This is a genomic window from Saccharothrix stipae (assembly GCF_054781895.1).
The window spans coordinates 1,263,133-1,285,906 of sequence record NZ_BAAGTN010000008.1; the positions used below are offsets into that span (position 1 = coordinate 1,263,133).

General features: G+C 72.4%; 17 protein-coding genes. 11 read left to right on the forward strand and 6 right to left on the reverse strand.

From position 1 onward, the window contains the following. Positions 1-13: 13 nt before the first annotated feature. Positions 14-1,267, reverse strand: coding sequence for an alanine racemase (locus tag ACYVLT_RS22815; RefSeq protein ID WP_461122193.1), 1,254 nt, complete (start codon positions 1,265-1,267; stop codon positions 14-16). 171 nt (positions 1,268-1,438) lie between these two features. On the opposite strand from ACYVLT_RS22815, the gene ACYVLT_RS22820 reads away from it, so the two are divergent. The 3 genes from ACYVLT_RS22820 to ACYVLT_RS22830 are packed head-to-tail and all read left to right on the forward strand — an operon-like array spanning position 1,439 to position 3,566. Further along, positions 1,439-2,407, forward strand: coding sequence for a sugar kinase (locus ACYVLT_RS22820; RefSeq protein WP_461122194.1), 969 nt, complete (start codon positions 1,439-1,441; stop codon positions 2,405-2,407). Continuing rightward, positions 2,404-3,153 (forward strand): IclR family transcriptional regulator, encoded by a 750-nt coding sequence (locus ACYVLT_RS22825; RefSeq protein ID WP_461122195.1) that lies wholly within the window; start codon positions 2,404-2,406, stop codon positions 3,151-3,153. Before ACYVLT_RS22820 ends, ACYVLT_RS22825 begins: the two co-directional genes overlap by 4 nt. 29 nt (positions 3,154-3,182) lie before the next feature. Further along, complete coding sequence (locus tag ACYVLT_RS22830) at positions 3,183-3,566, forward strand: RidA family protein (protein ID WP_461122196.1); 384 nt, start codon at positions 3,183-3,185, stop codon at positions 3,564-3,566. A gap of 199 nt (positions 3,567-3,765) precedes the next feature. Here the strand turns inward: ACYVLT_RS22830 and ACYVLT_RS22835 are convergent, their stop codons facing one another. Beyond that, complete coding sequence (locus tag ACYVLT_RS22835; RefSeq protein ID WP_461122197.1) at positions 3,766-6,069, reverse strand: ATP-binding protein; 2,304 nt, start codon at positions 6,067-6,069, stop codon at positions 3,766-3,768. A 106-nt stretch (positions 6,070-6,175) separates the two neighbouring features. Here ACYVLT_RS22835 and ACYVLT_RS22840 point away from each other — a divergent pair, with 106 nt between their 5' ends. Further along, a complete protein-coding gene (locus tag ACYVLT_RS22840; protein ID WP_461122198.1) occupies positions 6,176-6,772 on the forward strand; it encodes a hypothetical protein in 597 nt (198 codons plus the stop codon). Positions 6,773-6,815: 43 nt separating this feature from the next. Here ACYVLT_RS22840 and ACYVLT_RS22845 read toward each other — a convergent pair whose 3' ends face one another. Both ACYVLT_RS22845 and ACYVLT_RS22850 read right to left on the reverse strand, forming a co-directional pair. Further along, positions 6,816-8,348 carry a S8 family serine peptidase gene (locus tag ACYVLT_RS22845; RefSeq protein ID WP_461122199.1) on the reverse strand — a complete coding sequence of 511 codons (1,533 nt, stop codon included), beginning with the start codon at positions 8,346-8,348 and terminating at the stop codon, positions 6,816-6,818. Positions 8,349-8,630: 282 nt separating this feature from the next. Then, positions 8,631-8,981, reverse strand: coding sequence for a DUF1844 domain-containing protein (locus ACYVLT_RS22850; RefSeq protein ID WP_053722440.1), 351 nt, complete (start codon positions 8,979-8,981; stop codon positions 8,631-8,633). Between the two features lie 267 nt (positions 8,982-9,248). Between ACYVLT_RS22850 and infC the strand changes: the two genes are divergently transcribed. The 4 genes from infC to ACYVLT_RS22870 all read left to right on the forward strand — a co-directional run bounded on the left by infC (position 9,249) and on the right by ACYVLT_RS22870 (position 11,427). Further along, complete coding sequence (infC, locus tag ACYVLT_RS22855) at positions 9,249-9,854, forward strand: translation initiation factor IF-3 (RefSeq protein ID WP_461122200.1); 606 nt, start codon at positions 9,249-9,251, stop codon at positions 9,852-9,854. A gap of 73 nt (positions 9,855-9,927) precedes the next feature. After that, positions 9,928-10,122: a 50S ribosomal protein L35 gene (gene rpmI / locus ACYVLT_RS22860; RefSeq protein ID WP_360463562.1), complete on the forward strand. Its 195-nt coding sequence runs from the start codon at positions 9,928-9,930 to the stop codon at positions 10,120-10,122. Between the two features lie 70 nt (positions 10,123-10,192). Continuing rightward, a complete protein-coding gene (rplT, locus tag ACYVLT_RS22865) occupies positions 10,193-10,582 on the forward strand; it encodes a 50S ribosomal protein L20 (protein WP_053722437.1) in 390 nt (129 codons plus the stop codon). Beyond that, entirely contained in the window at positions 10,579-11,427 is an 849-nt protein-coding gene (locus ACYVLT_RS22870; protein ID WP_461122273.1) for a TrmH family RNA methyltransferase, read from the forward strand. The genes rplT and ACYVLT_RS22870 overlap by 4 nt, the downstream gene beginning before the upstream one ends. Before the next feature lie 271 nt (positions 11,428-11,698). Here ACYVLT_RS22870 and ACYVLT_RS22875 read toward each other — a convergent pair whose 3' ends face one another. Together ACYVLT_RS22875 and ACYVLT_RS22880 are read right to left on the reverse strand one after the other, a co-directional pair. Continuing rightward, positions 11,699-14,497: a hypothetical protein gene (locus ACYVLT_RS22875; RefSeq protein ID WP_461122201.1), complete on the reverse strand. Its 2,799-nt coding sequence runs from the start codon at positions 14,495-14,497 to the stop codon at positions 11,699-11,701. Further along, positions 14,494-16,248: an HSP90 family protein gene (locus tag ACYVLT_RS22880; RefSeq protein WP_461122202.1), complete on the reverse strand. Its 1,755-nt coding sequence runs from the start codon at positions 16,246-16,248 to the stop codon at positions 14,494-14,496. Before ACYVLT_RS22880 ends, ACYVLT_RS22875 begins: the two co-directional genes overlap by 4 nt. 209 nt (positions 16,249-16,457) lie before the next feature. Here ACYVLT_RS22880 and fxsT point away from each other — a divergent pair, with 209 nt between their 5' ends. The 3 genes from fxsT to pheT all read left to right on the forward strand — a co-directional run bounded on the left by fxsT (position 16,458) and on the right by pheT (position 22,499). Next, complete coding sequence (fxsT, locus tag ACYVLT_RS22885; RefSeq protein ID WP_461122203.1) at positions 16,458-18,803, forward strand: FxSxx-COOH system tetratricopeptide repeat protein; 2,346 nt, start codon at positions 16,458-16,460, stop codon at positions 18,801-18,803. Between the two features lie 147 nt (positions 18,804-18,950). Then, positions 18,951-20,018, forward strand: coding sequence for a phenylalanine--tRNA ligase subunit alpha (pheS, locus tag ACYVLT_RS22890; protein WP_461122204.1), 1,068 nt, complete (start codon positions 18,951-18,953; stop codon positions 20,016-20,018). Between the two features lie 3 nt (positions 20,019-20,021). Beyond that, the gene (pheT, locus tag ACYVLT_RS22895) at positions 20,022-22,499 is read left to right on the forward strand and encodes a phenylalanine--tRNA ligase subunit beta (RefSeq protein WP_461122205.1); all 2,478 of its coding nucleotides are present in this window, start codon (positions 20,022-20,024) and stop codon (positions 22,497-22,499) included. The last annotated feature ends 275 nt before the right edge of the window (positions 22,500-22,774 follow it).

Sequence of the window (22,774 nt, forward strand, 5' to 3'; positions counted from 1 at the left end):
GGCGCGGTCCTCCTTAGAAGTAGGTGCGCACCAGGTCGACCACGGTGGTGCCCTCGACCACCGGGATCAGCGGCCACTTGTCGAACACCGTGCAGGGGTGGGACAGGCCAAGGCCGACCCAGTCGCCGACCTCGACGTCGTCACCGGACAGCCGCACGAACGCGTGCTGGTCGTTGAGCGCGGTGACCTCCGCCGCGAACGGCCGCTCGACGCCGTCACGGCCGCGCACGACCTGCGGTTCGGGCAGCCCTTCGTCGAACGACGCGTCGCGCTTGCCCAGCGTGAGCAGCGCCAGGTCGTCTTGGGGCCGTGAGGTGACCTGCGCCCACGCGCGCAGCGCGCTGCGGAACGGTTGCGCGCCGGGCGTGCGGGCCAGCGGCGAGATGCCGCGGTAGAAGCCGTCGTCGTGGGTGATGTACGCGCCGCTGCGCAGCACCGGCCGCACCGGGAACGGCCACGGCTCGGTGAGCGTCGCGGCCACCTGGTCGAAGTACGCGCTGCCGCCCGCGGTGACGATCGGCTCGGCCACGGCGAACAGGTCTCGCAGCACGATCGCCAGCCCCCGCAACGAGGTCAGGTAGTCGTCCACGACGGACCGCGCCGCGGGTGACGCGTCGTGCGCCAGCGCGCCCTCGTAGCCGCCGACGCCGACCAGCCGCAACGCCGGGCTCGCGGCGGCCGCACGGGCCACCGCCAGCGCCGTGGCCCGGTCGCGCGCGCCGGTCCGCCCGCCTCGCGCACCCAGTTCGACCAGCACGTCGACCGGGCGCGCCGGCGTGCCCAGCGCCTCGGTCATCCGGGCCACGCCCGCGACGGAATCCACCCAACAGGTGAACTCGAACGTGTCGTCGGCGGCCAGTTCGGCGGCCAGCCACCGCAGCCCGGCGGGGTCGACGAGCTGGTTGGCCAGCAGCACCCGCGCCACCCCGAACGCCCGGTAGACCCGCAGCTGGCTGGTGTTGGCCGCGGTGATGCCCCACGCGCCGTGCGCCAACTGGCGGGCGAACAGCTGCGGGGCCATGGTCGTCTTGCCGTGCGGCGCGAGCAGCACGCCGCGGTCGGCGCACCAGCGGGCCATGGTGGCCAGGTTGTGCTCCAGCGCGGCCGCGTCCAGCACGACCAGGGGGCCGACGAACCCGTCGGTGAACAGGTCGAGCCGGCGCTCGGCCACGTCGCCGATCGTCGCGCCGAACGCGTCGGCCGGCAGGCCCTTGAACCGCCAGTCGACCCGCTCGTCGCGGATGGCGGCCACAGCGTCGAGGTCCACGTCAGTCGCTCCTCACGTTGCATGTTACGCAACGGCTATTGCGCGATGTGCTGTTGGAGTGTGTAACATTCGGTCGCCACGCCGTCAATCAACCGACGCCGGTCACCCGACCGCGCCCGTCACCGGGCCGACGTCCGCCGACCGGCCGACACCGTCGACCAAGGAGCCTGGATGCGGTTCGACCTGCCGGGCGGCGTGGTGTGCCTGGGCGAGACCATGGCGGTGCTGGTGCCCGCCGAACCCGGGCCGCCGCGCGCCGCGCGCACCTGGACCCGCGCCATCGGCGGCGCCGAGTCCAACGTGGCCGTCCACCTGGCGCGGTTGGGAGTGCGCAGCCGGTGGATCGGCGCCGTGGGCGACGACGCGTTCGGCGGCGCGGTCCTCGACGCGGTCGGCGGCGCGGGCGTCGACGTCACCGGCGTGCGCGTGGACCCCGACCGGCCGACCGGCCTCTACGTCAAGGAAGCCGACGCCGCCGGCAGCGCCGTGCGCTACTACCGGCGCGGCTCGGCGGCCTCCGCGATGGGCCCCGACGTGCTGGACCGGCTGCGCCTGGACGACGTCGCGCTGGTGCACGTCAGCGGGATCACCGCGGCGCTGTCGGACAGCTGCCTGGACCTGGTGCGCGCGGTGCTGCGCCGACCGCGGACCGCGCCGGTGTCGTTCGACCTCAACTGGCGGCCCGCGCTGTGGCGCGACCGCGACCCCTCCGTGCTGCGGGACCTGGCCGACGCGGCGGACGTCGTGCTCGCCGGCTCCGACGAGGCGCAGGTCGTGTGGGGCACCGGCGACCCCGCCGACCTGCGGGCACTGCTGCCCGGCCCGACGACGCTCGTGGTCAAGCACGGCGCCCGCGGCGCGACCGTGGTCGAAGGCGGCGCGACGACGTTCCAGCCGGGACTGCGGGTGGACGTGGTGGAGCCCGTCGGCGCGGGCGACGCGTTCGCCGCCGGTTACCTCGCCGCCCACCTCGCCGGGCAGCCACCGGCCCGCCGGCTGCGCGTCGGGCACCTCCAAGCCGCCGCCGCCCTGCTCACCAGGGAGGATGTCGGCGAGCCGCTGCCGTACGCGGTGACCGCGCCACTGCTGGACGCCGACCCCGGCACGTGGGCCGCCGCACACCTGAGGAGACCTCGATGAGCCAAAGCCTGGACCGGGCGCTGACCCTGGTGGGGCAACTGGCCACCGGACCCAAGACGCTCGAAGAGCTGTCGGGCGTCATCGAGGTGCACAAGTCGACCACCATGAGGCTGCTGCGCACCCTGGAGTCGCACCGGTTCGTGCAGCGCGAGGGCGTGCACCACTACCGGCTGGGCACCGCGCTGTTCGACCTGGCCAACCGGGCCCTGGAGGAACGCGACGTGCGGCGCAGCGCCGAGAACGCCCTGCGCGACCTCAACGCCCGGACCGGCTACACCGTGCACCTCGCGTCCTACGAGGACGGCGAGGTCATCTACATCGACAAGTACGACAGCACCCACCCCATGCGGATGTACTCGCGCATCGGCAGACGGGCACCGCTGCACTGCACCGCCGTGGCCAAGGTGCTGCTGTCCGACCTGCCCGAGCCGCGCCGCCGCGAGGTCGCCCGGTCGATCGACTACGTGCCGCTGACCGCCAACACCATCACCTCGCCCGAGGCCTACCTGGCCGAGCTCGACCGCGTCCGCACCGCCGGCTACGCGGTGGACAACGCCGAGCACGAGGACTTCATCCACTGCCTCGCCGCACCCGTGCGCGGCGCCCGCGGCGAGGTCGTCGCGGCCGTGTCCCTGTCCGTGCCCAGGGTGCTGCTCGACTTCGACGGCCTGCTCGGCCACCTGCCCGACCTGCTCGCCACCGCGCGGGCCGCGTCCGTCGAGTGCGGCTGGACGCCGCGCGACTGACGAACCACCAGAGAGGAACACGCACACCCATGGCGAAGACCGAGATCAGGACCGCCGACGCGCCCACCCCCGTGGCCGCGTTCTCCCAGGGCGTCCGCAAGGGCCCGATCCTCCAGGTCGCGGGCCAGGTCGGGTTCGACCCGGAGACCGGCGCCGTCGTCGGCGACACCGTGGCCGAGCAGACCCGGCAGGCCATGCGCAACGTGCTCGCCGTGCTCGCCGCGGGCGGCGCGTCCCTGGCCGACGTGGTGATGCTGCGCGTCTACCTCACCGACACCGCGCACTTCGCCGAGATGAACGCCGCCTACGGCGAGTTCGTCACCGAGGAGCCCTTCCCCGCCCGCACCACCGTCTACGTCGGCCTGCCCGCGAAGCTGCTGGTCGAGATCGACGCGCTCGCCGTGCTCGACTGACCCCGTGCTCGACTGACCCCGTGCTCGACTGACCCCGTGCTCGACTGACGCCGTGCTCGACCGACCGGCAGGACCCGACCGAATGACCGCACGTACTTCTGCCGGTTGTTCTGCGTGGTGCCGGGCCCACCGGGGCGATTGACTGGGGTCACCCCCAGGAAGCACGTCAGGGAAGGACCCGGCGATGGCTAGGAACGCATCACCGATCGGCTGACTCCACGGCCGCGGCCCGGTCGCGGGACACCCCAGCCTCGACCGGGTCGCCCAGGGCCTGCTGGACGTCGGCCAACGCGTTGAGCACGACCGCCAGCCGGTGGTGGCGGTGCCCCTCGGCCAACGCGACCGCTCGCACCAGCTCGACCCGCGCACCCCCCGGATCGCCCAACCGGTGCAGTGCCAGCCCGCGCAGGTAGTGGGCGTCGCACAAGCTCGGCGTCGCGGTCGTCGCCCGCAGCAACTCCAGCGCCTCGTCCGCCGCCGCCAGCACCTCCGGCCACCGCGCCAACCGGCCCAGGCTGTCGGCCATGCGCACCAGCAGCGTCGCCGACATCTCGGTCGCCATCACCGGCGCCAGCGCCAACCTGCCCGACCGCACGTTCCCCAGCAGCTCCCGGTGCACCTGCACCGCGTCCTCGTACCGCGCCAACCCGTCCAGCACCAGCGCCAGGCACGACAACGAGATCTGCTCGCCCAACGGGTACCCGGCCTCCCGGAACAGCTCCTGCGCCCGCCGCGCGCTGACCTGCGCCTCCTCCAACCGCCCGGTCCGCAACTCCGACACCGACCGGTAGTGCACGGCCCAACCCTGCTCCGTCACGTCACCCGCGGCCACCGACGCGCGCCACGCCTGCTCGTACAACGCCAACGCCTCCGGGTAGCGGCGCATGAGCACCGACAACGTCCACGTCAGGAAGTTCAGCTGCACGGCCTCGTCCCGCACGCTGCCCAACGCCCGCGCCGCCGCCACCCCCGCGGTGAACACCTCGACCCACGTCTCGGCACGCCCGCGCTGGTCCGAGTACCAGTGCATGGCCGTCGCCAACCGCAGCACCTCGGCGTGCAGCCCGTTCCCACCGGCCCACCGCAACGCGCCCAACCAGTTGCCCGCCTCGGCGGTCAACCACGCGTCCGCGTCCTCCTGGGTGCGCAACGACCCCGACGGCGTGGTCCGCGCGTCCGGCCCGAAGAACCCGGCCGCCGTCACCGCCGTGCCCAACAACCAGTCCACCACCCGCCGCCGCGCCTGCCCGACCACCGGCGCCGGCTCCTCGTCGGCCAACCGCTCACCGGCGAACACCCGGATCAGGTCGTGGAACACGTACCGGCCGGGCACCTCCGCGGTGTCCAGCAGGCTCATGTCCACCAACTCCTCCAACGTGTCCTCGGCCGCGAACCGGTCCACGTCGGCGACCACCGCCGCCAACTCCGGCCCGAAGTGCGCGCCCGGCGCCAGCGACAGCCGCCGGAACAGCACCGCCGCCTTCTCCCCGAGCTGCCGGTAGGACATCTCGAACGCGGTCCGCACCTGCAGGTCACCCGCCGTCAACGCGGACAACCGCCGCCGTTCGTCCACCAGCTGCCCCGCCAGGTGCCCGATCGTCCACTTCGGACGACTGGCCAGCCGGTTGCCCGCGATCCGCAGCGCCAGCGGCAGGTGCCCGCACAACGCCGCCACCCGCGCCGTCGCCACCGGCTCCGCACCCACCCGCGCCGGCCCGGCGATCGCACCGAGCAGGTCGAACGACTCACCCGGGTCCAGCACGTCCAACCCCAGCCGCCTGCCCGCCTCCAACCCGCCCAGCACCAGCCGCGACGTCACCACCACCAACGAACCCGACCCCGTCGCCAGTAACGGCCGCACTTGAGCCTCGTCGGAAGCGTTGTCCAGCACCAACAACGTCGACCGCTCCCGCAGCCGCGCCCGGTACAGGTCCGAGCGCTCCGCCTCACCCGCCGGGATCCGCTTCTCCTCCACCCCCAGCGCCAACAACATCCGGTGCACCACCTCCGACGGGTGCACCGGCCGCACGTCCATGCCGCGCAGGTTGAAGAAGAAGCACCCGTCCGCGAAACGAGACGCCAACTGATACGCCGCCCGCACCGCCAACGCCGTCTTCCCCGCACCCGGCGGACCGTGCACCACGACCAACGACGTCGTGCGCACCCGCTCCGCCTCCGCGGTCAACACGGCCAACTCGCGCTCGCGCCCGGTCAGGTCGGCGACATCGGGCGGCAACGCCGACGGCGCCATCGACGGCACCACCGACGACGGCACCCGCCGCGCCCGGCCCTGCTTGGCCGCGTCCAACAACTCCCGGATCTCCTGCTCCGCCAACGAGAGCACCCCGGCCAGCGCCTCCACCGTGCGCCGCTGAGGCCCCTTCGCGCGACCGCGCTCCATGTCGCTGATCGCCCGCACGCTGACCCCGGAACCCTCCGCCAGCTCCTCCTGCGTCAACCGGACCCGCAACCGGTGCGCACGCAGCAGCTCACCGAACGTCATCCCCACACCACGACAGTAGTGGCACGCGCGCCGACCGAAGCCGGCCGTCGCGGCGACGACCATCACGTCGGTTTCCGGTAACGCCGAGGTGGTAAGACCACACCTCATGAAGTGGTACGCGGATCGTTCGCCCCGGCTGGTCCGGCAACTGGTCGCCGACCTGCTCGCGCTCGCCTGGACGTGGTTCTGGGTCCGGGTCGCCACGGCGGTGGGTGACGCGGTCCGCGCGTTGCGCGCCCCCGGCGACGGCCTCGCCACCGCCGGACAACACCTGACCGACACCTTCGGCGACGCCGCCGCCAAGGCCCGCGACGTGCCGCTGGTCGGCGGGAAACTGGCCGACGCGCTGGAACGCGGCCGGACCGCCGGCGGCACGCTGACCGCCGCGGGCGACGCCCAGGTGCAGGCCGTCGAGTCCACCGCGCTGTGGCTCACCATCGCGCTGATCGCCATACCCCTGGCGTTCCTGCTGGTCACCTGGCTACCACTGCGGCTGCGGTTCGCCCGACGGGCCGCGGTCGCACGGCGGCTGCGCGACCAGGGCCGCCTCGACCTGCTCGCGCTGCACGCGCTGAACACCCTGTCGCTGCGCGACCTGGCCGCCTTCCCCGGCGACCCGGTCGAGGGCTGGCGACGCCAGGACCCGGAGGTGATCCGCGAACTCGCCGCCCGACGGCTGCGGGCGAGCGGCGTCCGGCCGTGACACCGGGGTCGGACGGGCCGACCCCGGCACCACGACGGGCGGATCAGGCCAGGCGGTGCCAGAAGACCTGGCCACCCGGGCCGTAGAGCACCAGGTTCGAGTCGTTCTGCACGATCAGCCGGTCGGCCGCCGTGCCGTGCGTGTTCGTGTGCCACAACGGCCGCCCGGCCGCCGTGTAGATCACCAGGTTGCCGTCGTGCTGGAGGACCACGTGCGTCGCCCCCGTGCCGTGCGTGTTCGTGTGCCACAGCGCCTGACCGGCCGCCGTGTACAGCACCAGGTTGCCGTCACCCTGCATCACCAGCGTGAACCGGCCGTCCTGCGACACCTTGCTCTGCCCGGCCACCAGGCTCTCACCGCGGACCAGGGTGTCCGCGCCCGGCTGCGGCGGCGGCGCCGAACCGGTGAACAGCAGCACGTTCGGCGAACCCGTACCCGGGTTGGCCACCTTGTTCGGCGTCGCCGCCGACACCAGCGCGTCCCGCACCTGCTGCGGCGACGCGCCCGGGTTGCCCGACACGTACAGCGCGGCGGCACCCGCCACGTGCGGCGCGGCCATCGACGTCCCGCTGATCGAGTTCGTCGCGCCGTCGCTGGTGTGCCACGCCGACGTGATGCCCACGCCCGGCGCGAACACGTCCGTGCAAGTGCCCCAGTTCGAGAACGACGCCCGGTTGTCCGCGCTGTCCGTCGCGTTGACCGTGATCGCCTCCGCCACCCGCGCGGGGGAGAAGGAACACGCGTTGGCGTTCGAGTTGCCCGACGCCACGGCGTACGTGACGCCCGACGCGATCGACCGGCGCACCGCCGCGTCCAGGGTGTCGTTCGCGCCACCGCCGAGGCTCATGTTCGCCACCGCCGGCCTCTGCGCGTTCGCCGTGACCCAGTCCACGCCCGCCACGACGCCCGCGATCGTGCCCGAACCGGCGCACGTCAGCACCTTCACACCGTGCAGCCGGACCGCCTTCGCCACACCGTGCGCCGCGCCGCCGACCGTGCCCGCGACGTGCGTGCCGTGACCGTTGCAGTCCGTGTTGTTGCCGTCACCGGTGGTGTTGGCGTCGAAGCTGGCCCGACCGCCGAAGTCCGCGTGCGTGGTGCGGATGCCGGTGTCGATGATGTAGGCGTGCACGTTGCCGGCCGTGGTGGCGTAGCTGTAGTTCGCGTTGAGCGGCAGGTTGCGCTGGTCGACCCGGTCCAGCCCCCACGACGGCGGGTTCGGCTGGTCGGCCAGGGCGTGCACCCGCTGGTCCTGGGCCACGTAGGCGACCGCCGGGTCGGCGGCCAACCGCTTCGCGGCCCGCTCGCTCATCGTCGCGGCGAAACCGTTCAGCGCGGACCGGTAGCGGTGCGTGACGCGGGCATCGACCCGCGCCGCCAGCGCGTCCACCCCGGCGCCGTCCTCCAGCACCACGATGTAGCTGCCGGGCACGGCCGTCGGGCTGCCGGCGTCGCGGATCGACACCTCGCCGGCCTGCGCGGGCGCCACCGCCAACGCCGCCGCCACCAGCGCCGACGTGCCGACACCGGCCGCTCTCGTCGCTAATCGGATCCAGGGCGCGCGAAACTCTCCCATGTCGGGTTCTCCCTCGTGCAGGGTTCGAGGATCAGGAAGGTTCGCGCGAACCCCTCCGACCCTGGCACGCCCGAGACCCCACCTCCAGACCCGGCGAGTCGAACCTTCGGCGCCCCGTCAGCACCCCTTCGGCGCCCCCGCCCCCCCACCTCCACCCCCGCGTGTCCAACGTTGCGAACGCGCGTGTCCTACCTCCAGAACACGCGTGTCCTACCTCCAGAACGCGAGAGTCCTACGTTCAGGGCGCGAGAGTCCTACGTTCAGGCACCCCGAGTTCAACGCTCAGTAGACGGGGCCGGTGTACTTCTCGCCCGGGCCCTGGCCCGGCTCGTCCGGGTACGCCGACGCCTCGCGGAACGCCCGCTGCACCGACTGCAACCCCTCGCGCAGCGGCCCGGCGTGCGGTCCCAGGTACTCGGCCGACGCGGTGACCAGGCCGGCCAGCGCGGTGATCAGGCGGCGGGCCTCGTCGAGGTCGCGGCGGGGGCTGTGCTCGGGGTCCTCGTCGGCCAGGCCCAGGCGTTCGGCGGCGGAGGAGAGCAGCATGATCGCCGCCTTGCTGATCACCTCGACGCTGGGAACATCGGACAGGTCGCGGACGTTGTTCGAAGGCAGGTCGGTCACGGGAGCCATTCTCGCAACCGCCCCGAACGGGTCGCCGATTCGGGGGTTGACAAGGCCGTCTGCTAGTATTCTCCGCGCGACCAGTCCCCACACGTGTGGGGACGGCAAGTGGAGCCCCGCTCCCACCCGAGTCTGCCGCTTCGTGCAGGTGGCCGGGTCCGGTCCATCGAGGGGTCGACTGCGCCCTTCGTTGTGCGATCGGTAGGAAGCGGGCCTCACACCGGGCAGGTGTGAGGCCTCTTGTCTTTGGCGCACAACGAGTCACAAAGGACGTGAATGACAAGTCCCTCGAACCGAGGTGCTCCGGTTAGCACCGAGCCGCGCATCAACGACCGCATCCGCGTGCCCGAGGTTCGTCTGGTCGGGCCGAACGGCGAGCAGGTCGGGATCGTTCGCATCGAGGACGCGCTCCGACTCGCCCAGGAATCGGACCTCGACCTCGTCGAGGTCGCCGCGCAGGCTCGGCCGCCCGTCTGCAAGCTCATGGACTACGGCAAGTTCAAGTACGAGAGCGCGCAGAAGGCCCGTGAGTCACGCCGCAACCAGCAGCTGACGGTCATCAAGGAGCAGAAGCTCCGGCCGAAGATCGACCCGCACGACTACCTGACGAAGAAGGGCCACGTGGCCCGCTTCCTGTCGCACGGGAACAAGGTCAAGGTGACCATCATGTTCCGGGGCCGCGAGCAGTCCCGGCCGGAGCTGGGTTACCGACTGTTGCAGCGGCTCGCGGAAGACGTCGCGGAGCTCGGTTTCGTCGAGTCGAACCCGAAGCAGGACGGCCGCAACATGATCATGGTGCTGGCCCCGCACAAGACCACGAAGACCCGCCCGATCAAGCACGACGACGCCGAAGAGGCGCCGGCGGAGTCTGTCGAGGAGTGATCTCCCGGCCTCCGGGCCGGGAGCAAGCATGGCCGCCCCCATCCCCGGTGGCTGCACGAGACTGAGGACGGAAATGCCCAAGAACAAGAGCCACAGCGGGACCTCCAAGCGAGTGAAGGTCACCGGCAGCGGCAAGCTGATCCGCGAGAAGACCGGCAAGCGCCACAAGCTGGAGAAGAAGTCCAGCAAGCTGACCCGTCGCCTCTCCGGAACGACCGACGTCTCGAAGCACGACGTGCCGCGGCTGAAGAAGCTGCTCGGCCTGTAGAGGCCTTAGACCTTCACCCCCTTGAACACCGGGGCCCGTACCGGCCCCACGAGATCGACAGGATGGACCCGTGGCACGCGTCAAAAGGGCAGTGAACGCCCAGAAGAAGCGCCGTACCACCCTTGAGCTCGCCAGCGGCTACCGCGGCCAGCGTTCGAGGCTGTACCGCAAGGCCAAGGAGCAGGTGCTCCACTCGCTCAACTACGCCTACCGGGACCGTCGCGCCCGCAAGGGTGACTTCCGGAAGCTGTGGATCCAGCGCATCAACGCCGGTGTCCGCGCCAACGGCATGACGTACAACCGCTTCATCCAGGGCATGCGGCTCGCCGGCATCGAGGTGGACCGCAAGATCCTCGCCGAGCTGGCCGTCAGCGACCCCGGCGCGTTCACCGCGCTGGTCGAGGCCGCTCGCGCCGCCCTGCCGAGCGATGTCAACGCGCCCGTCGAGGACAAGGCCTGAGCGCGGACGATCGCGCACCACGACCCGGGGAAGCTCCGTTCACCGAACGGACTCCCCGGGTCGTTGCCGCTAGGCGTCTGACCAGGCGTTCCGGTCGCGACCGCGCGGAGCGCTTCCTGGCCGAGGGCGCGCAGGCCGTGCGCGAGGCCCTGGCCTGGGCCGCCGCCGGGCGCGGCCGGGTGCACGAACTGTTCGTGACCGCCGCCGCCGGCACCCGCAACCGCGAGCTCGTGCACGACGCCGTGGACGCCGGTGTGCCGGTGAGCGGCGTGACCGACAAGGCCGCCGCCGCGCTGTCGGAGACCGTGACGCCGCAGGGCATCGTCGCGGTGTGCTCGCTGGTGGACGTGCCGGCGGCCGAGGCGCTCGCGCCGGGGGTGCGGTTGGTGGCCGTGCTGCACGGCGTGGCGGATCCCGGCAACGCGGGCACGGTGGTGCGCGTGGCGGACGCGGCGGGGGCCGACGCGGTGATCTTCGCGGGCGACACGGTCGACCCGCACAACGGCAAGTGCGTGCGGGCGTCCACGGGCAGCGTGTTCCACCTGCCGATCGCACGGGTGCGGGACGCGGGTGAGGCGTTCGCGGCGTGCCGGGACGCCGGGTTGCGGCTGGTCGCGGCGGACGGCTACGCGCCGGAGGACCTGGTGACCGCTGACCTGCGCGGTGATCTCGCGGCGCCGACGGGGTGGGTGTTCGGCAGCGAGGCGCACGGGTTGCCCGATGAGGTCGTGGCGGGCTTGGACGCTTCGCTGAAGGTGCCGATCTACGGCGGGGCGGAGAGCCTCAACCTGGCTACCGCGGCGGCGGTGTGTCTTTACGCTTCGGCTCGGGCCCAGCGGGCTTGACTCGGGCCGGCGGACTTGAGGGGCAAGCGGGCGGACCTGACTCGGGTCGGCGGACTTGAGGGGCCACCGGGCCGGGTTGGGTGGAGGTCCCGTTGGGCCGGGTGTGCGGCGCCTGAGCCGGCCTCCTTTCTTGTTCTAGGCGACGCGCGAAGTGGATTTTGGTTCTAGCTGGACCGTTGATTCGCCCGATGTGGTGATCATGCTTGACTTTGTCGTACCGCCTTCTCTGGCGTGCTGACCAGCCATTACAGGCCGATCAGCACGCCGTGAGTCAGCCTTCGAGGCGGTTGGTGAGGGCGCGGAGCAGAGGGTCGCCCGAGGTGGGCTTGTCCTGCGTCCGGAGGGCTTCCTCCAGGGCGTTGGCGATGTCGCCGAGGATCTGGGGCGGGGTCTCGTCGTTGATCAGGGTGGCGGCGCGGCGGGCTTCGGCCTCGGCGTTGACCGGGTCGCCCGACTCCAGCAGGAACCTGGCGCCGCGGGCCACCAGGAACGTCTGCCAGTCCGGGTCGTCCAGGTGCGCGGCGAGCTCCTCGGCGATGCCGTTCTGCTCGATCGCCGCCGCGTGGTCGCCCGCCTGGATGTGCAGGAACGCCCGGATGGCGGCGATCCGCGCGGTCAGGTGGGTGCGGTGGTCGGGATCCTCGACGTCGGGCAGGAGCTGTTCGGCGGCGGTCAGGGTGGTGGCGCACTCGGCGGCCTCGTCGTTCGGCAGCGCGGCGGCCGCCTCTACCAGGGAACCCGCGGCCTCGGCCGGTTCCGACACCTCCTGCCACGCCGCCGCGGCGCCCTGGTACGCCGACGCGGCCTCCAAGGGCAGTTCGAGGCGGCGCAGCACACCGGCCAGGACGTCCAGCACCATCGCCCGCCGCCACGGCTCGTCGACCGGGACGAGGCCGAGCGCCACCTCCAGGTGACCGCGGGCGGCCGGGAGCTCGTCCAGCCGCGCGCACACCTGACCCAGCCGGTAGCGGACGGGGACGACGACGTCCGGGTCGACCTCGCCGCCCTCGATCACGCGCACCGCTTCTTCGAGCGCCTCGGCGGCCTCCACGAACCGGCCGGCCTTGAGGTAACCGCCGGCCAGCGCGTAGCACGCCTTCGCCACGTCGTCCGGCACGCCGAGCTCGTGCCCGGCGCTGACCGCGTCACGCAGTTCCGCCAGGTGCTCCGCCTCCAGGCCGAGCCGTTCGACCGACGCCACCCGCTGCCGGTGCGCCTCGGCCGTCCACGGCCCGCGCGGCGAGCTGAACGAGTCGACGAACGCGGCGGCCGTGCCCACCGCCTCCTCGTCACCGCGCACGGTCTGGATCTTCAGCAGCAGCCGCAGCGCGTCGAACCGCACCGAAGCGGGCTCCTCGCCCGCCAGCACGTCCGCCACCTCGGCGTGCGCCTCGTCCAGCTGCCCGGTGGTGGCCAGGTGCTGCGCCCGGTCGCACCGCGCCCGCGACACCAGCTCCGGCACCTCGGCCCGCGCCAGCTCCAACGCCTCGGCCGCCAACGCGCCCTGCTCGTCGTTCTCGTCCGCGTCCGCAAGCAGGTCCGCCAGCAGCAGCCTGGTCAGCACCCTCGTGTACGCGGTGCCCGCGACCTCCGCCTCGGCCAGGCACGTGCGCGCCACCGCCGTGGACTCCGCGAGCCCGCCCTCCTCCGAACGCAGCGCCGCGCCCCGCGCCCGGTACCGGTTGGCCAGGTCGTGCTCGCCGCACGCGGCCAGCCGCTCGATCGCGGCGTCCAGCTCCTCCAGCACCTCCGCCTTCGGCCGGGCGTGCGCGCCGACGGTCGCCCGCCGCGCCGCGACCAGCGCGCTCAGCGACTCGGGCAGCAACGGGTCCATGTCCTCGGGCAACGACCGCAGCAGCCGCATGCCGAGGATGAACTCGCCCTGGTCGAACGCGTCGCACATCCGTTGCGCCAGCTCGACCGGGTCGGCGACCGCCACCGGCTCCTCGTCCACCACGGGCCGGGGCGCGGGTGCGATCGGCACGGCCAACGGCACCGGGATCGTGTCCGCCGCCGCCAGTGTCCGGCGGATGCGGGTGCTCACCGCGTCGCTGCCGTTGCGCTGGTCGAACCGGGCCGCGAGCTCCAGCGCCCGCGCCTCCAGCAACGAGCGCAGCTCCGGCGCGGACAGCACGGTCGTCAGCCCGTCCTGCGGCACGGCGAACTCCTCGTCCGGCGACACCCGGCTGAGCAGCAGCGCCGCGCCCGCGGCGAAGTGCATGGCCCGCGACGGGCTGGTCGAGTGGTGCACCCGGTGCAGGTGCCCGCGCAGCAGCTCGACGCCGCGCCGGACGTTGCCCGACGTCGCGCAGAACTCCAGGTGGTCGTCCAGGTAGCCGCTGACCAGGTCGTCACGCACCAGCCGGTACGCCACCACGTGCGCCTGCCGGGCCCGGTCGACGTGGCCGAGCGCCACGAACGCGGGCGTCAACGTGGTCAGGATGCCCTGCGGCTGGGTCGCGCAGCCGGTCTCCTGCGCCAACTGGTGCTCGGCGTGCGCGACGGCCTCGGCGTGCCTGCCCTGCCGGATCAGGTGCCCGGCCTGCTCCTCGATGACGCACGCCTCGCAGTCGCTCATCGGGCCGCGGTCCACCGCCAGGTACTTCGCGAAGTGCTCCCGGTACGCCTCGTCGTCGCCGACGTGGGCGGCCAGGTCGGCGCGGGCGCCGTGCACCGGCTGCATCGAGTACCCGAGCCGCTGGTAGCGCGCGGCGAGCTGGTCGACGAACGAGCCGATCTGCGCCAGCGTGAACCGCGGGTCGGCGATCAGGCCGCTGACGATCCACTTGTGCGCCCAGTCGAAGCTGTGCGTCTCCCACTCGTCGAACGCCGTGGGGTCGCGCTGCTCGGCCGTGCCGCACCAGGCGAACGGCGCCAGCATCAGGTCGTAGCGGCCCAGGTCGTAGGCCGAGCGGATCAGCGCGATCCGGCAGCTCACCGCCAGCGGCAGGTGGTCGAGGGCGTCCGCGGCACGTGCCGCGCGTTCCAACGCCTCGTGCCGCGCCATGCCCTCCGGCATGTGGTAGGCCTCGACGAACTGCCGCTCGGCGGCTTCCTTGTCCTCGTTCACAGGTGATCCCCCACGGCGCGGTCCAGCAGTTCCAGGAACGAACGGTTCAGCGCCGCGGTGTCCTTCGGGCGCATCGGACGCCGTGCCTGCAGCAAGGCGTGCACGTACAGCGACTCCACGGTCAGCTCCACCAGTGCCGAGTCGGTCAGCTGCGCCAGCCGCCGCACCAGCGGGTTGCGGCAGTTGAGCACCAGCCGCTGGGAGGCCTCCGACGACGACTCGACCAGGCTGCCCAGCAGCTCCGCCCAGAGCGGGTCGGCCTGCTCGCCGACCTGCTGCGCGTCCCGCCTGCGCTCGCCGTCGACGTTCGTGACCAGCAGCGCGGGCAGCGAGCCCGGGTCGAAGTCGCGCGGCACGGCCTCGCAGTCGTGCCGTTCCAGCACGTCCTTGGCCAGCGTGAACCGCTCGCGCAGCGCGCGCTCCAGCTCGGGGTCCGGGTCGTCGAGCGCGGCCAGCACCTCGTTCGGCGCGACCCGGCGGGCGGCCGTCGGCCCGTCCAGCGCGACCAGCCGTTCCATGATCTCCGCGTCGTAGGCGTAGCCCGCGTTGACCAGGCCCATGCCCTGCGCGTGCGCGACGGGTGCGAGTTGGCGGAACTCGTCGACGTCCGGCACGTGCGCGATGGTGCCGTGCTTGCGGCGGAACTGGCGCAGCGACTGCGGGCCGTCGGTGGTCTCGAACGGCAGCCACCGCTCGACCAGCCGCAGCATCTCGTCGTCCACCCTGGCCAGCGACTTGATGCCCAGGTGGTGCGCGTCGAGCAGGGCCCGGGTGCGCTCCGGGTTCGTCGCGTCGAGCCGGACGAGCCAGTCGCGGACCTGGCGGCCGAGCTCCTCGCGCACGGCGAGCAGCGTCTCGTCCTGGTAGAGCGACTCGCGGCTCGCGGTCGGCCGCAGCGACGTCGAGTCGACCACGCAGCGCACGAAGTACGCCCACTCCGGCAGCAGGCCTTCGATGGCGTCACCGACGAGCATCCGCTTGAGGTAGACGCGGTGCGACTGGCGGGCGCCGGGGTGCACGCCGCGCGGCAGCACGTAGGCGATGCCCTTGAGGCCGACCGTCGGCACCTCGACCGGGATCGCGTCGAACGGCGCCACCCCCAGCACCCGCTCGCCGTAGGCCAGGGCGTCCTCGTCCCACGGCAGCTCGCCGTGCGTGACGACCTCCTCGCCGACCCGGACGGTGACCGGCAGCAGTTCGCCGTACTCGGTGACGAGCGCCTTGACCACGTCGCGCTCCAGCCAGTGCTCGGAGTCGCGGTGCGGCACCAGCTCGATGGTGGTGCCGATCTCGGCGCGGGCCGTGTCGTCGACCTCCACCTCGTAGTTGCCCGCCGCGTCGGCCGTCCAGCGCACGGCCGGCCCGCCCTTGGCCGAGCGGCTGACGAGCCGGATGCGCTCGGCGACCAGGAACGCCGACAGCAGGCCGACGCCGAACTGGCCGAGGAAGCCCTCGCGGGCGAAGCCCAGGTCGTCGCGCTTGGACGTGCGGCCGAGCGTGGAGAGCAGGTCGTGCACCTCGCGCTCGGTGAGGCCGATGCCGGTGTCGGTGATGCGGAGGGTGCCGCCGGAGGACCCGACCGGCTCGATCACGACCTCGCCCGGCGCGTCCGGTTGCAGCGCGCGGCGGGCGGTGATCGCGTCCACCGCGTTCTGCAGCAGTTCGCGCGCGTACACGCGGGGGCTGCTGTAGAGGTGGTGGCTGAGCAGGTCGATGATCCCGCGCAGGTCGACACCGAAGGTGTGTGCCATGGGACTGGAGTTCACCTCGGGTCAGGTCACGGGGAGGGACGATTCTAAGGGCGTGCCGGCGGCTTGTGACCCGGTTTTTCGCTGATCGCCCGCCGGGGTCCTGCTCGCACGGTCCAGATTGCCACGACCCACCGACAATTCCGGCGCGGCCGGTTGCGAACGGCGATTACGGCACGATGTCACCACGGACGGTGAGAGGTGGTGTCCGGGTGCCGGACGGGTGGGACTTCTTCGTCTCCTACACGCAGGACGACCGCGCATGGGCCGAGTGGGTGGCCTGGGAGCTGGAAGAAGCCGGGTACCGGGTGCTGGTGCAGGCCTGGGACATGGTGCCGGGCAGCAACTGGGTCAACGGCATGCAGGAGGGCGTGCGGGGCGCCTCGCGGACGATCGCGCTGCTCTCGTCCGCGTACACGGCGTCGGTTTACGGGGCGGCGGAGTGGCAGGCGGCTTGGCGCGACGATCCGCTGGGGGTGGAGCGCAAGCTGCTGGTGCTGCGCGTGGAGGACTGCGAACGGCCCGGGCTGCTGGTGTCGGTGGTGTCGGTCGACCTGTTCGGTGCGCCGGAGGTCGAGGTCCGGGAGCGGCTGCGGCGCGCGGTTCGAGGTGCGGTCGACGGGCGGTTGAAGCCGTCGCGGCCGCCGGGGTTCCCCGGCCGGGCGGTCCCGGTGCAGCGGCGGTTCCCCGGGACGCTGCCGGAGGTGTGGAACGTGCCGGCCCGCAACCCGAACTTCACCGGTCGGAAGGAGTCGCTGGTCCGATTGCGGGAGGCGTTGCGCGCGCCGGGGACGGTGACCGTGCACTCGATCCGGGGGATGGGCGGGGTCGGCAAGTCGCAGTTGGCGATCGAGTACGCGCACCGGTACGCGGACGACTTCGACGTGGTGTGGTGGGTGCCGTCCGAACAGCCCGCCGCGATCCCCGGCCACTTCGCCGAGCTGGCCGCGAAGCTGGGGGTCGACGGTCCGGAGGCGGCGCTGGAGGCGTTGCGGGACCGGCGGTTCCTGCTGGTGTTCGACAACGCGGAGGACGCCGCCGCGTTGCGCGACTTCCTGCCCTCGGGCGCGGGACGGGTGCTGGTCACGACCCGGCGCAGTGGGTTCGGGGGACTCGGCCCGGTGCTGGACGTCGACGTGCTCGATCGCGCGGAGAGCGTGGCGCTGGTGCGGCGCAGGGTGCCCGCGGCCACGGACTCCGACGCCGACGGGTTGGCCGGTTGGCTGGGTGATCTTCCGCTGGCGATCGAGCAGGCGTCGGCATACCTGGAGGCCACCGGGCTGACCGTGCCCGAATACCTGGACCTGCTCCGAGCGCACACCGCGAAGATGATCGGGCGCGGCAAGATCGCAGATCGCGAGGAGACCCTCGCGACGTTGTGGGACCTCTCGTTGGCGGTGCTGGCGGAGGAAGACCCGGCGGCGGTCCAGCTGCTGCACCTGCTGGCGTGGATGGCTCCCGAGCCGGTGCCGTTGGACCTGTTCACCGGCAACTCCGACGTCCTGTCCTCGCCACTGGCCGAGGTGGTCGCCGACCCGGTCGCCTTCGCCGAGACCGTCGGCGCGCTGGTCGGCCAATCCCTGGTCCGGCGCGGGTCCGGGGAGATCACCATCGCCCACCGGCTGTTGCAGCAGTCACTGCGCGCCCGGCACGTCTCCGAGTCACCACCCGTGCAGGAACTGCTGTACGCGGACCTGCCCTGGGCCATCGTCAGAAGGCCGGAGGACTGGCCTCGGTGGCGGGTTCTGCTGCCGCACGTCCTGGCGGTTCGCGACGACGTCCGGGCGGACTTGAGCCGAGTCACCAGGTACACGCCGCTATTGCTGGAAGACGCCGCCACCTACCTCTGGACCTCTGGCCGCCCTACCCAGGCCCGACCCCTGCTGGAGCAGGCGATCGCGCTCGCCAAGACCGCCGGCGGAGACGGTGACTCCGATGGTGCCCGCCGCCTCAGCACCCTGGGCTTGGTGCTGTACAGCCTGGGTGAGCTGGAGGCCGCACGGTCGACGCTTGAGCAGGCGCTCGCCATCACCGAGGGCAGCCATGGGCCTGATGACTCGAACGTGGCCACAGTCCTGAACAACCTGGGCTCGGTGCTGATAGATCTCGGTCGTCCAGACGAGGCCCTGCCACTGGCGGAACGGGCGTTGGCCATCTCTGAGGCGGCTCGCGGGCTGGACGACCCGGGCACGGCCGTTGCCCTGGTCAACTTCGGTTGGGTGTTGCGCGGTCTCGGGCGGCCGGAAGAAGCGTTGCCATCGTTCGAGCGGGCTTTGGCCATCGACGAGGCGGCTTTCGGGCCTGACCATGTGGAGGTGGCCATCGACCTTCGCAACCTGAGCTTGGCGTTGCGCGAAGTCGGACGGTTCGAGGAGGCGTTGCAGTCGAGGAAGCGGGTGCTGGCCATCGAGGAGGTGGCGTACGGGTCCGATCACTCAATCGTTGCGGACAGCCTCAACGCGATCGCTGAGCTGTTGACCGAACTGGGCCGCGCCGACGAGGCCCGACCGCTGTTCGAACGGGCCGAGGACATCCGGGCCAAGGACACCCAGGACTAGCTCCGCGCTCACCCGAACGGGCGGAAATCACCTGGTCGGACGGCGGTGGAGGTGGTGGTGGGGGGATCACCTAGGATCGAGCCGCTACTCCGCATGCCGTGCGGAGGGCTGACCACTTGTGTCCGTGACGGGAGCTGTCCACCAACCATGTCCGGAGCCAACGACCCGTACGACCCCAAGCAGGTCGCGGCGCTCTCCCCGGAGGCGCTCGACGCGGCGGTCGAGCAGGCTCGTGAGGCGTTCGCGAAGGCGGCCGACCTCGACGAGCTCGCCGCCGTGAAGCCCGGCCACCTGGGCGACCGCTCGCCGGTCCTGCTGGCCCGCCGCGAGATCGGCGCGCTGCCGCCGGCCGCGAAGGCCGAGGCGGGCAAGCGGGTGAACGAGGCGCAGAACGCGGTCAAGGTCGCGTTCGAGGAGCGCCGCGCCCGGTTGCAGGCCGAGCGCGACGAACGGGTGCTGCGCGAGGAGACGGTCGACGTCACGCTGCCCTGGGACCGGGTGCCCCGCGGCGCCCGCCACCCCATCTCCACCCTCGCCGAGCGCATCGCCGACGTGTTCGTGGCCATGGGCTACGAGGTCGCCGAGGGCCCGGAGCTGGAGACCGAGTGGTTCAACTTCGACGCGTTGAACTTCGGCAAGGACCACCCGGCGCGCACCATGCAGGACACGTTCTACGTGGGTCCCGCCGACTCGGGCCTGGTGCTGCGCACGCACACCAGCCCGGTGCAGGCGCGCACCCTGCTCGACCGCGAACCACCGGTGTACGTGGTCTGCCCCGGCCGCACGTTCCGCACCGACGAGCTCGACGCCACCCACACCCCGGTCTTCCACCAGGTCGAGGGCCTGGCCGTGGACAAGGGCCTGACCATGGGCCACCTGAAGGGCACGCTCGACGCGTTCGCCCGCGCCATGTTCGGCGAGGACTCCAAGACCCGCCTGCGGCCTAGCTTCTTCCCGTTCACCGAGCCGTCCGCCGAGGTGGACGTGTGGTTCCCGCAGAAGAAGGGCGGCGCGGGCTGGGTCGAGTGGGGCGGCTGCGGCATGGTCAACCCCAACGTGCTGCGCAACTGCGGCGTCGACCCCGACGTGTACTCCGGGTTCGCGTTCGGCATGGGCCTGGAGCGCACGCTGCAGTTCCGCAACGGCCTGCCCGACATGCGGGACATGGTCGAAGGCGATGTCCGCTTCACCCAGCCATTCGGAACGGAGGCCTGACCGGTGCGCATTCCGGTTACCTGGCTGGTCGAGAACCTCGAGTTCGCCGAGACGCCCACGCCCGAGCAGCTCGCCGAGGCGTTCGTCCGGATCGGCATCGAGGTCGAGGACGTGCACGAGCTCGACTCGGTCACCGGCCCGCTCGTCGCGGGTCGCGTGGTGGAGGTCGAGGAGCTGACCGAGTTCAAGAAGCCGATCCGCTACTGCCAGGTCGAGGTCGGCCCGGGCCAGGTCAACGGCATCGTCTGCGGCGCGTCGAACTTCCAGGAGGGCGACACCGTCGTGGTGGCGCTGCCCGGCGCGGTGCTGCCCGGCGACTTCACCATCTCCGCCCGCAAGACCTACGGCAGGACCAGCAACGGCATGATCTGCTCGGCCCGCGAGCTGGGCCTGGGCGACGACCACTCGGGCATCATGGTGCTGCCCAGCGGCACCGCGCAGCCCGGTGACGACGCGATCGAGCTGCTCGGCCTGGGCGACACGGTGATCGAGGTCGCGCCGACCCCGGACCGGGGTTACGCGTTCTCCGTGCGCGGCCTGGCCCGTGAGATCGCCTGCGCGTTCGACGTGCCCTACCGCGACCCCGGCACGGCCGAGGTGCCCGAGGGTGAGGGCGAGGTGCTGCCCGTCACCATCGAGGACCAGGCCGCGTGCCCCCGGTTCGTGGCCCGCCGCGTCAGCGGTGTCGACCCGACCGCGCCGACGCCGTGGTGGATGCGCCGTCGGCTGATGCTGGCCGGCATCCGGTCGATCTCGCTGCCGGTGGACGTCACCAACTACGTGATGCTGGAGCTGGGCCAACCGCTGCACGCGTTCGACGCGGCCGCGGTCAAGGGCGGCCTGGTGGTGCGCCGCGCGGCGGCGGGCGAGAAGCTGACCACGCTGGACGAGCAGGTCCGCGCGCTGGACCCGGACGACATCGTGATCGCCGACGACAGCGGCGTGATCTCGCTGGCCGGCGTGATGGGCGGCGCGAGCACCGAGGTCTCCCCGACCAGCTCGGACATCCTGCTGGAGGCGGCGAACTGGGACCCGGCGTCCATCGCCCGCACGGTGCGGCGGCACAAGCTGCCCAGCGAGGCGGCGAAGCGGTTCGAGCGCACGGTGGACCCGGCGCTGGCCCCGGTCGCGCTGGAGCGCGCGGCCCGGCTGCTGGACATGTTCGGCGACGGCAGCATCAAGCCCGGCCGCACGGACGTCGGCACGCCCGCGCAGCCCCAGCCGGTGTCGATGCCGATCAACCTGCCCGACCGGGTCGCCGGGGTGAACTACGCCCGCGGCGTGACCGCGCGCCGGCTCGGCCAGATCGGTTGCCAGGTCGAGGTCACCACCGGTGACGACGGCGCGACCATGGTCACCGCGGTCCCGCCGACGTGGCGGGCGGACCTGACCCAGCCCGCCGACCTGGTGGAGGAGGTGCTGCGGCTGGAGGGCTACGACACGATCCCGTCCACGCTGCCGCCCGCGCCCGCCGGTCGGGGGTTGACCGAGCAGCAGCGCCGCCGCCGCACGGTGTCGCGCGCGTTGGCGGAGAACGGGTTCGTCGAGGTCAAGCCGTTCCCGTTCGTGGCGCCGTCGGTGTTCGACGCGCTGGGCCTGCCCGAGGGCGACGTGCGGCGCAACACGGTGAGCGTGCTGAACCCCTTGGAGTCGGACAAGCACGCGCTGGCCACCACGCTGGTGCCGGGGCTGCTGGAAACCGTGCAGCGCAACCTGGCGCGCGGCCAGAAGGACCTCGCGGTCTACACGGTCGCGCAGGTGACGTTGCCGCGCACGCAGCAGGTGCCGGTGCCCGAGGTGGGCGTGGGCGAGCGGCCGTCGGAGGCGCAGGTGGCGTCGCTGCTGGCCGCCCTGCCGCAGCAGCCGGTGCACGTGGCGGCCGTGCTGGCGGGCCACCGCGAGCAGGCGGGCTGGTGGGGCAAGGGCAGGCAGGCCGACTGGGCGGACGCGGTGCAGGCCGCGCGGCTGGTCGGCCAGGCCTACGGGGTGGAGCTGACCGTGGTCGCCTCCGACCTCGCGCCGTGGCACCCCGGTCGGTGCGCCGAACTCCGGGTCGGTGACTGGCCGGTGGGCCACGCGGGTGAGCTGCACCCGAAGGTCGTGGAGGCGCTGGGACTGCCGAAGCGGACCGTGGCGATGGAGCTGGACCTCGACGCGTTGCCGTTGGGCGACAACCGGCCCGCGCCGGTGGTGTCGGCGTACCCGCCGGTGCTGCTGGACGTGGCCGTGGTCGTGGCCGCGGACGTGCCCGCCGAGCAGGTGGCGCGGGTGCTGCGCGGCGGCGGTGGGGCGTTGCTGGAGGACATCCGGCTGTTCGACGTCTACACCGGTGACCAGGTCGGCGACGGCAAGCGGTCGTTGGCGTACTCGTTGCGGTTCCGCGCGCCGGACCGGACGCTGACCGTGGAGGAGGCGACCGCGGCTCGTGACGCGGCCGTGGCCGCCGCGGCCGAGCGCTACGGCGCGGTGCTGAGAAGCTGACGCGGGAAGTCCTGGACCCGCACCAGTGCGGGTCCAGGACTACACCACTCGGGTGAACCACTCGGTGGTCGAGACAGTGGGAACGTGCTGGTCATGACACGTCACCGGACGTGTCAAGAGGCCCAAAGACCTTTCTTTCCGGGTCGGCTTGGTCCTTGCGCACAGGTTGAACGTTCTCCAGGATTGGCTTCGCGGCCCGCTGGGCCGAGGGGCGAAGCGATGAACCGCCGGGCGAGTCTGGTCGCCGGTCCGACGGGGAGCTAGCGGCGAACCCA

What these genes read in the sequence shown, in the direction of transcription:
- ACYVLT_RS22825 (WP_461122195.1), top strand. Translation starts at nt 2,404, where the DNA reads ATGAGCCAAAGCCTGGACCGGGCGCTGACCCTGGTGGGGCAACTGGCC.
- ACYVLT_RS22835 (WP_461122197.1), bottom strand. Translation starts at nt 6,069, where the DNA reads ATGACGTTCGGTGAGCTGCTGCGTGCGCACCGGTTGCGGGTCCGGTTG.
- infC (WP_461122200.1), top strand. Translation starts at nt 9,249, where the DNA reads ATGACAAGTCCCTCGAACCGAGGTGCTCCGGTTAGCACCGAGCCGCGC.
- ACYVLT_RS22880 (WP_461122202.1), bottom strand. Translation starts at nt 16,248, where the DNA reads ATGGCACACACCTTCGGTGTCGACCTGCGCGGGATCATCGACCTGCTC.
- rpmI (WP_360463562.1), top strand. Translation starts at nt 9,928, where the DNA reads ATGCCCAAGAACAAGAGCCACAGCGGGACCTCCAAGCGAGTGAAGGTC.
- ACYVLT_RS22840 (WP_461122198.1), top strand. Translation starts at nt 6,176, where the DNA reads ATGAAGTGGTACGCGGATCGTTCGCCCCGGCTGGTCCGGCAACTGGTC.
- ACYVLT_RS22845 (WP_461122199.1), bottom strand. Translation starts at nt 8,348, where the DNA reads ATGGGAGAGTTTCGCGCGCCCTGGATCCGATTAGCGACGAGAGCGGCC.
- ACYVLT_RS22830 (WP_461122196.1), top strand. Translation starts at nt 3,183, where the DNA reads ATGGCGAAGACCGAGATCAGGACCGCCGACGCGCCCACCCCCGTGGCC.
- ACYVLT_RS22820 (WP_461122194.1), top strand. Translation starts at nt 1,439, where the DNA reads ATGCGGTTCGACCTGCCGGGCGGCGTGGTGTGCCTGGGCGAGACCATG.
- pheS (WP_461122204.1), top strand. Translation starts at nt 18,951, where the DNA reads ATGTCCGGAGCCAACGACCCGTACGACCCCAAGCAGGTCGCGGCGCTC.
- ACYVLT_RS22850 (WP_053722440.1), bottom strand. Translation starts at nt 8,981, where the DNA reads ATGGCTCCCGTGACCGACCTGCCTTCGAACAACGTCCGCGACCTGTCC.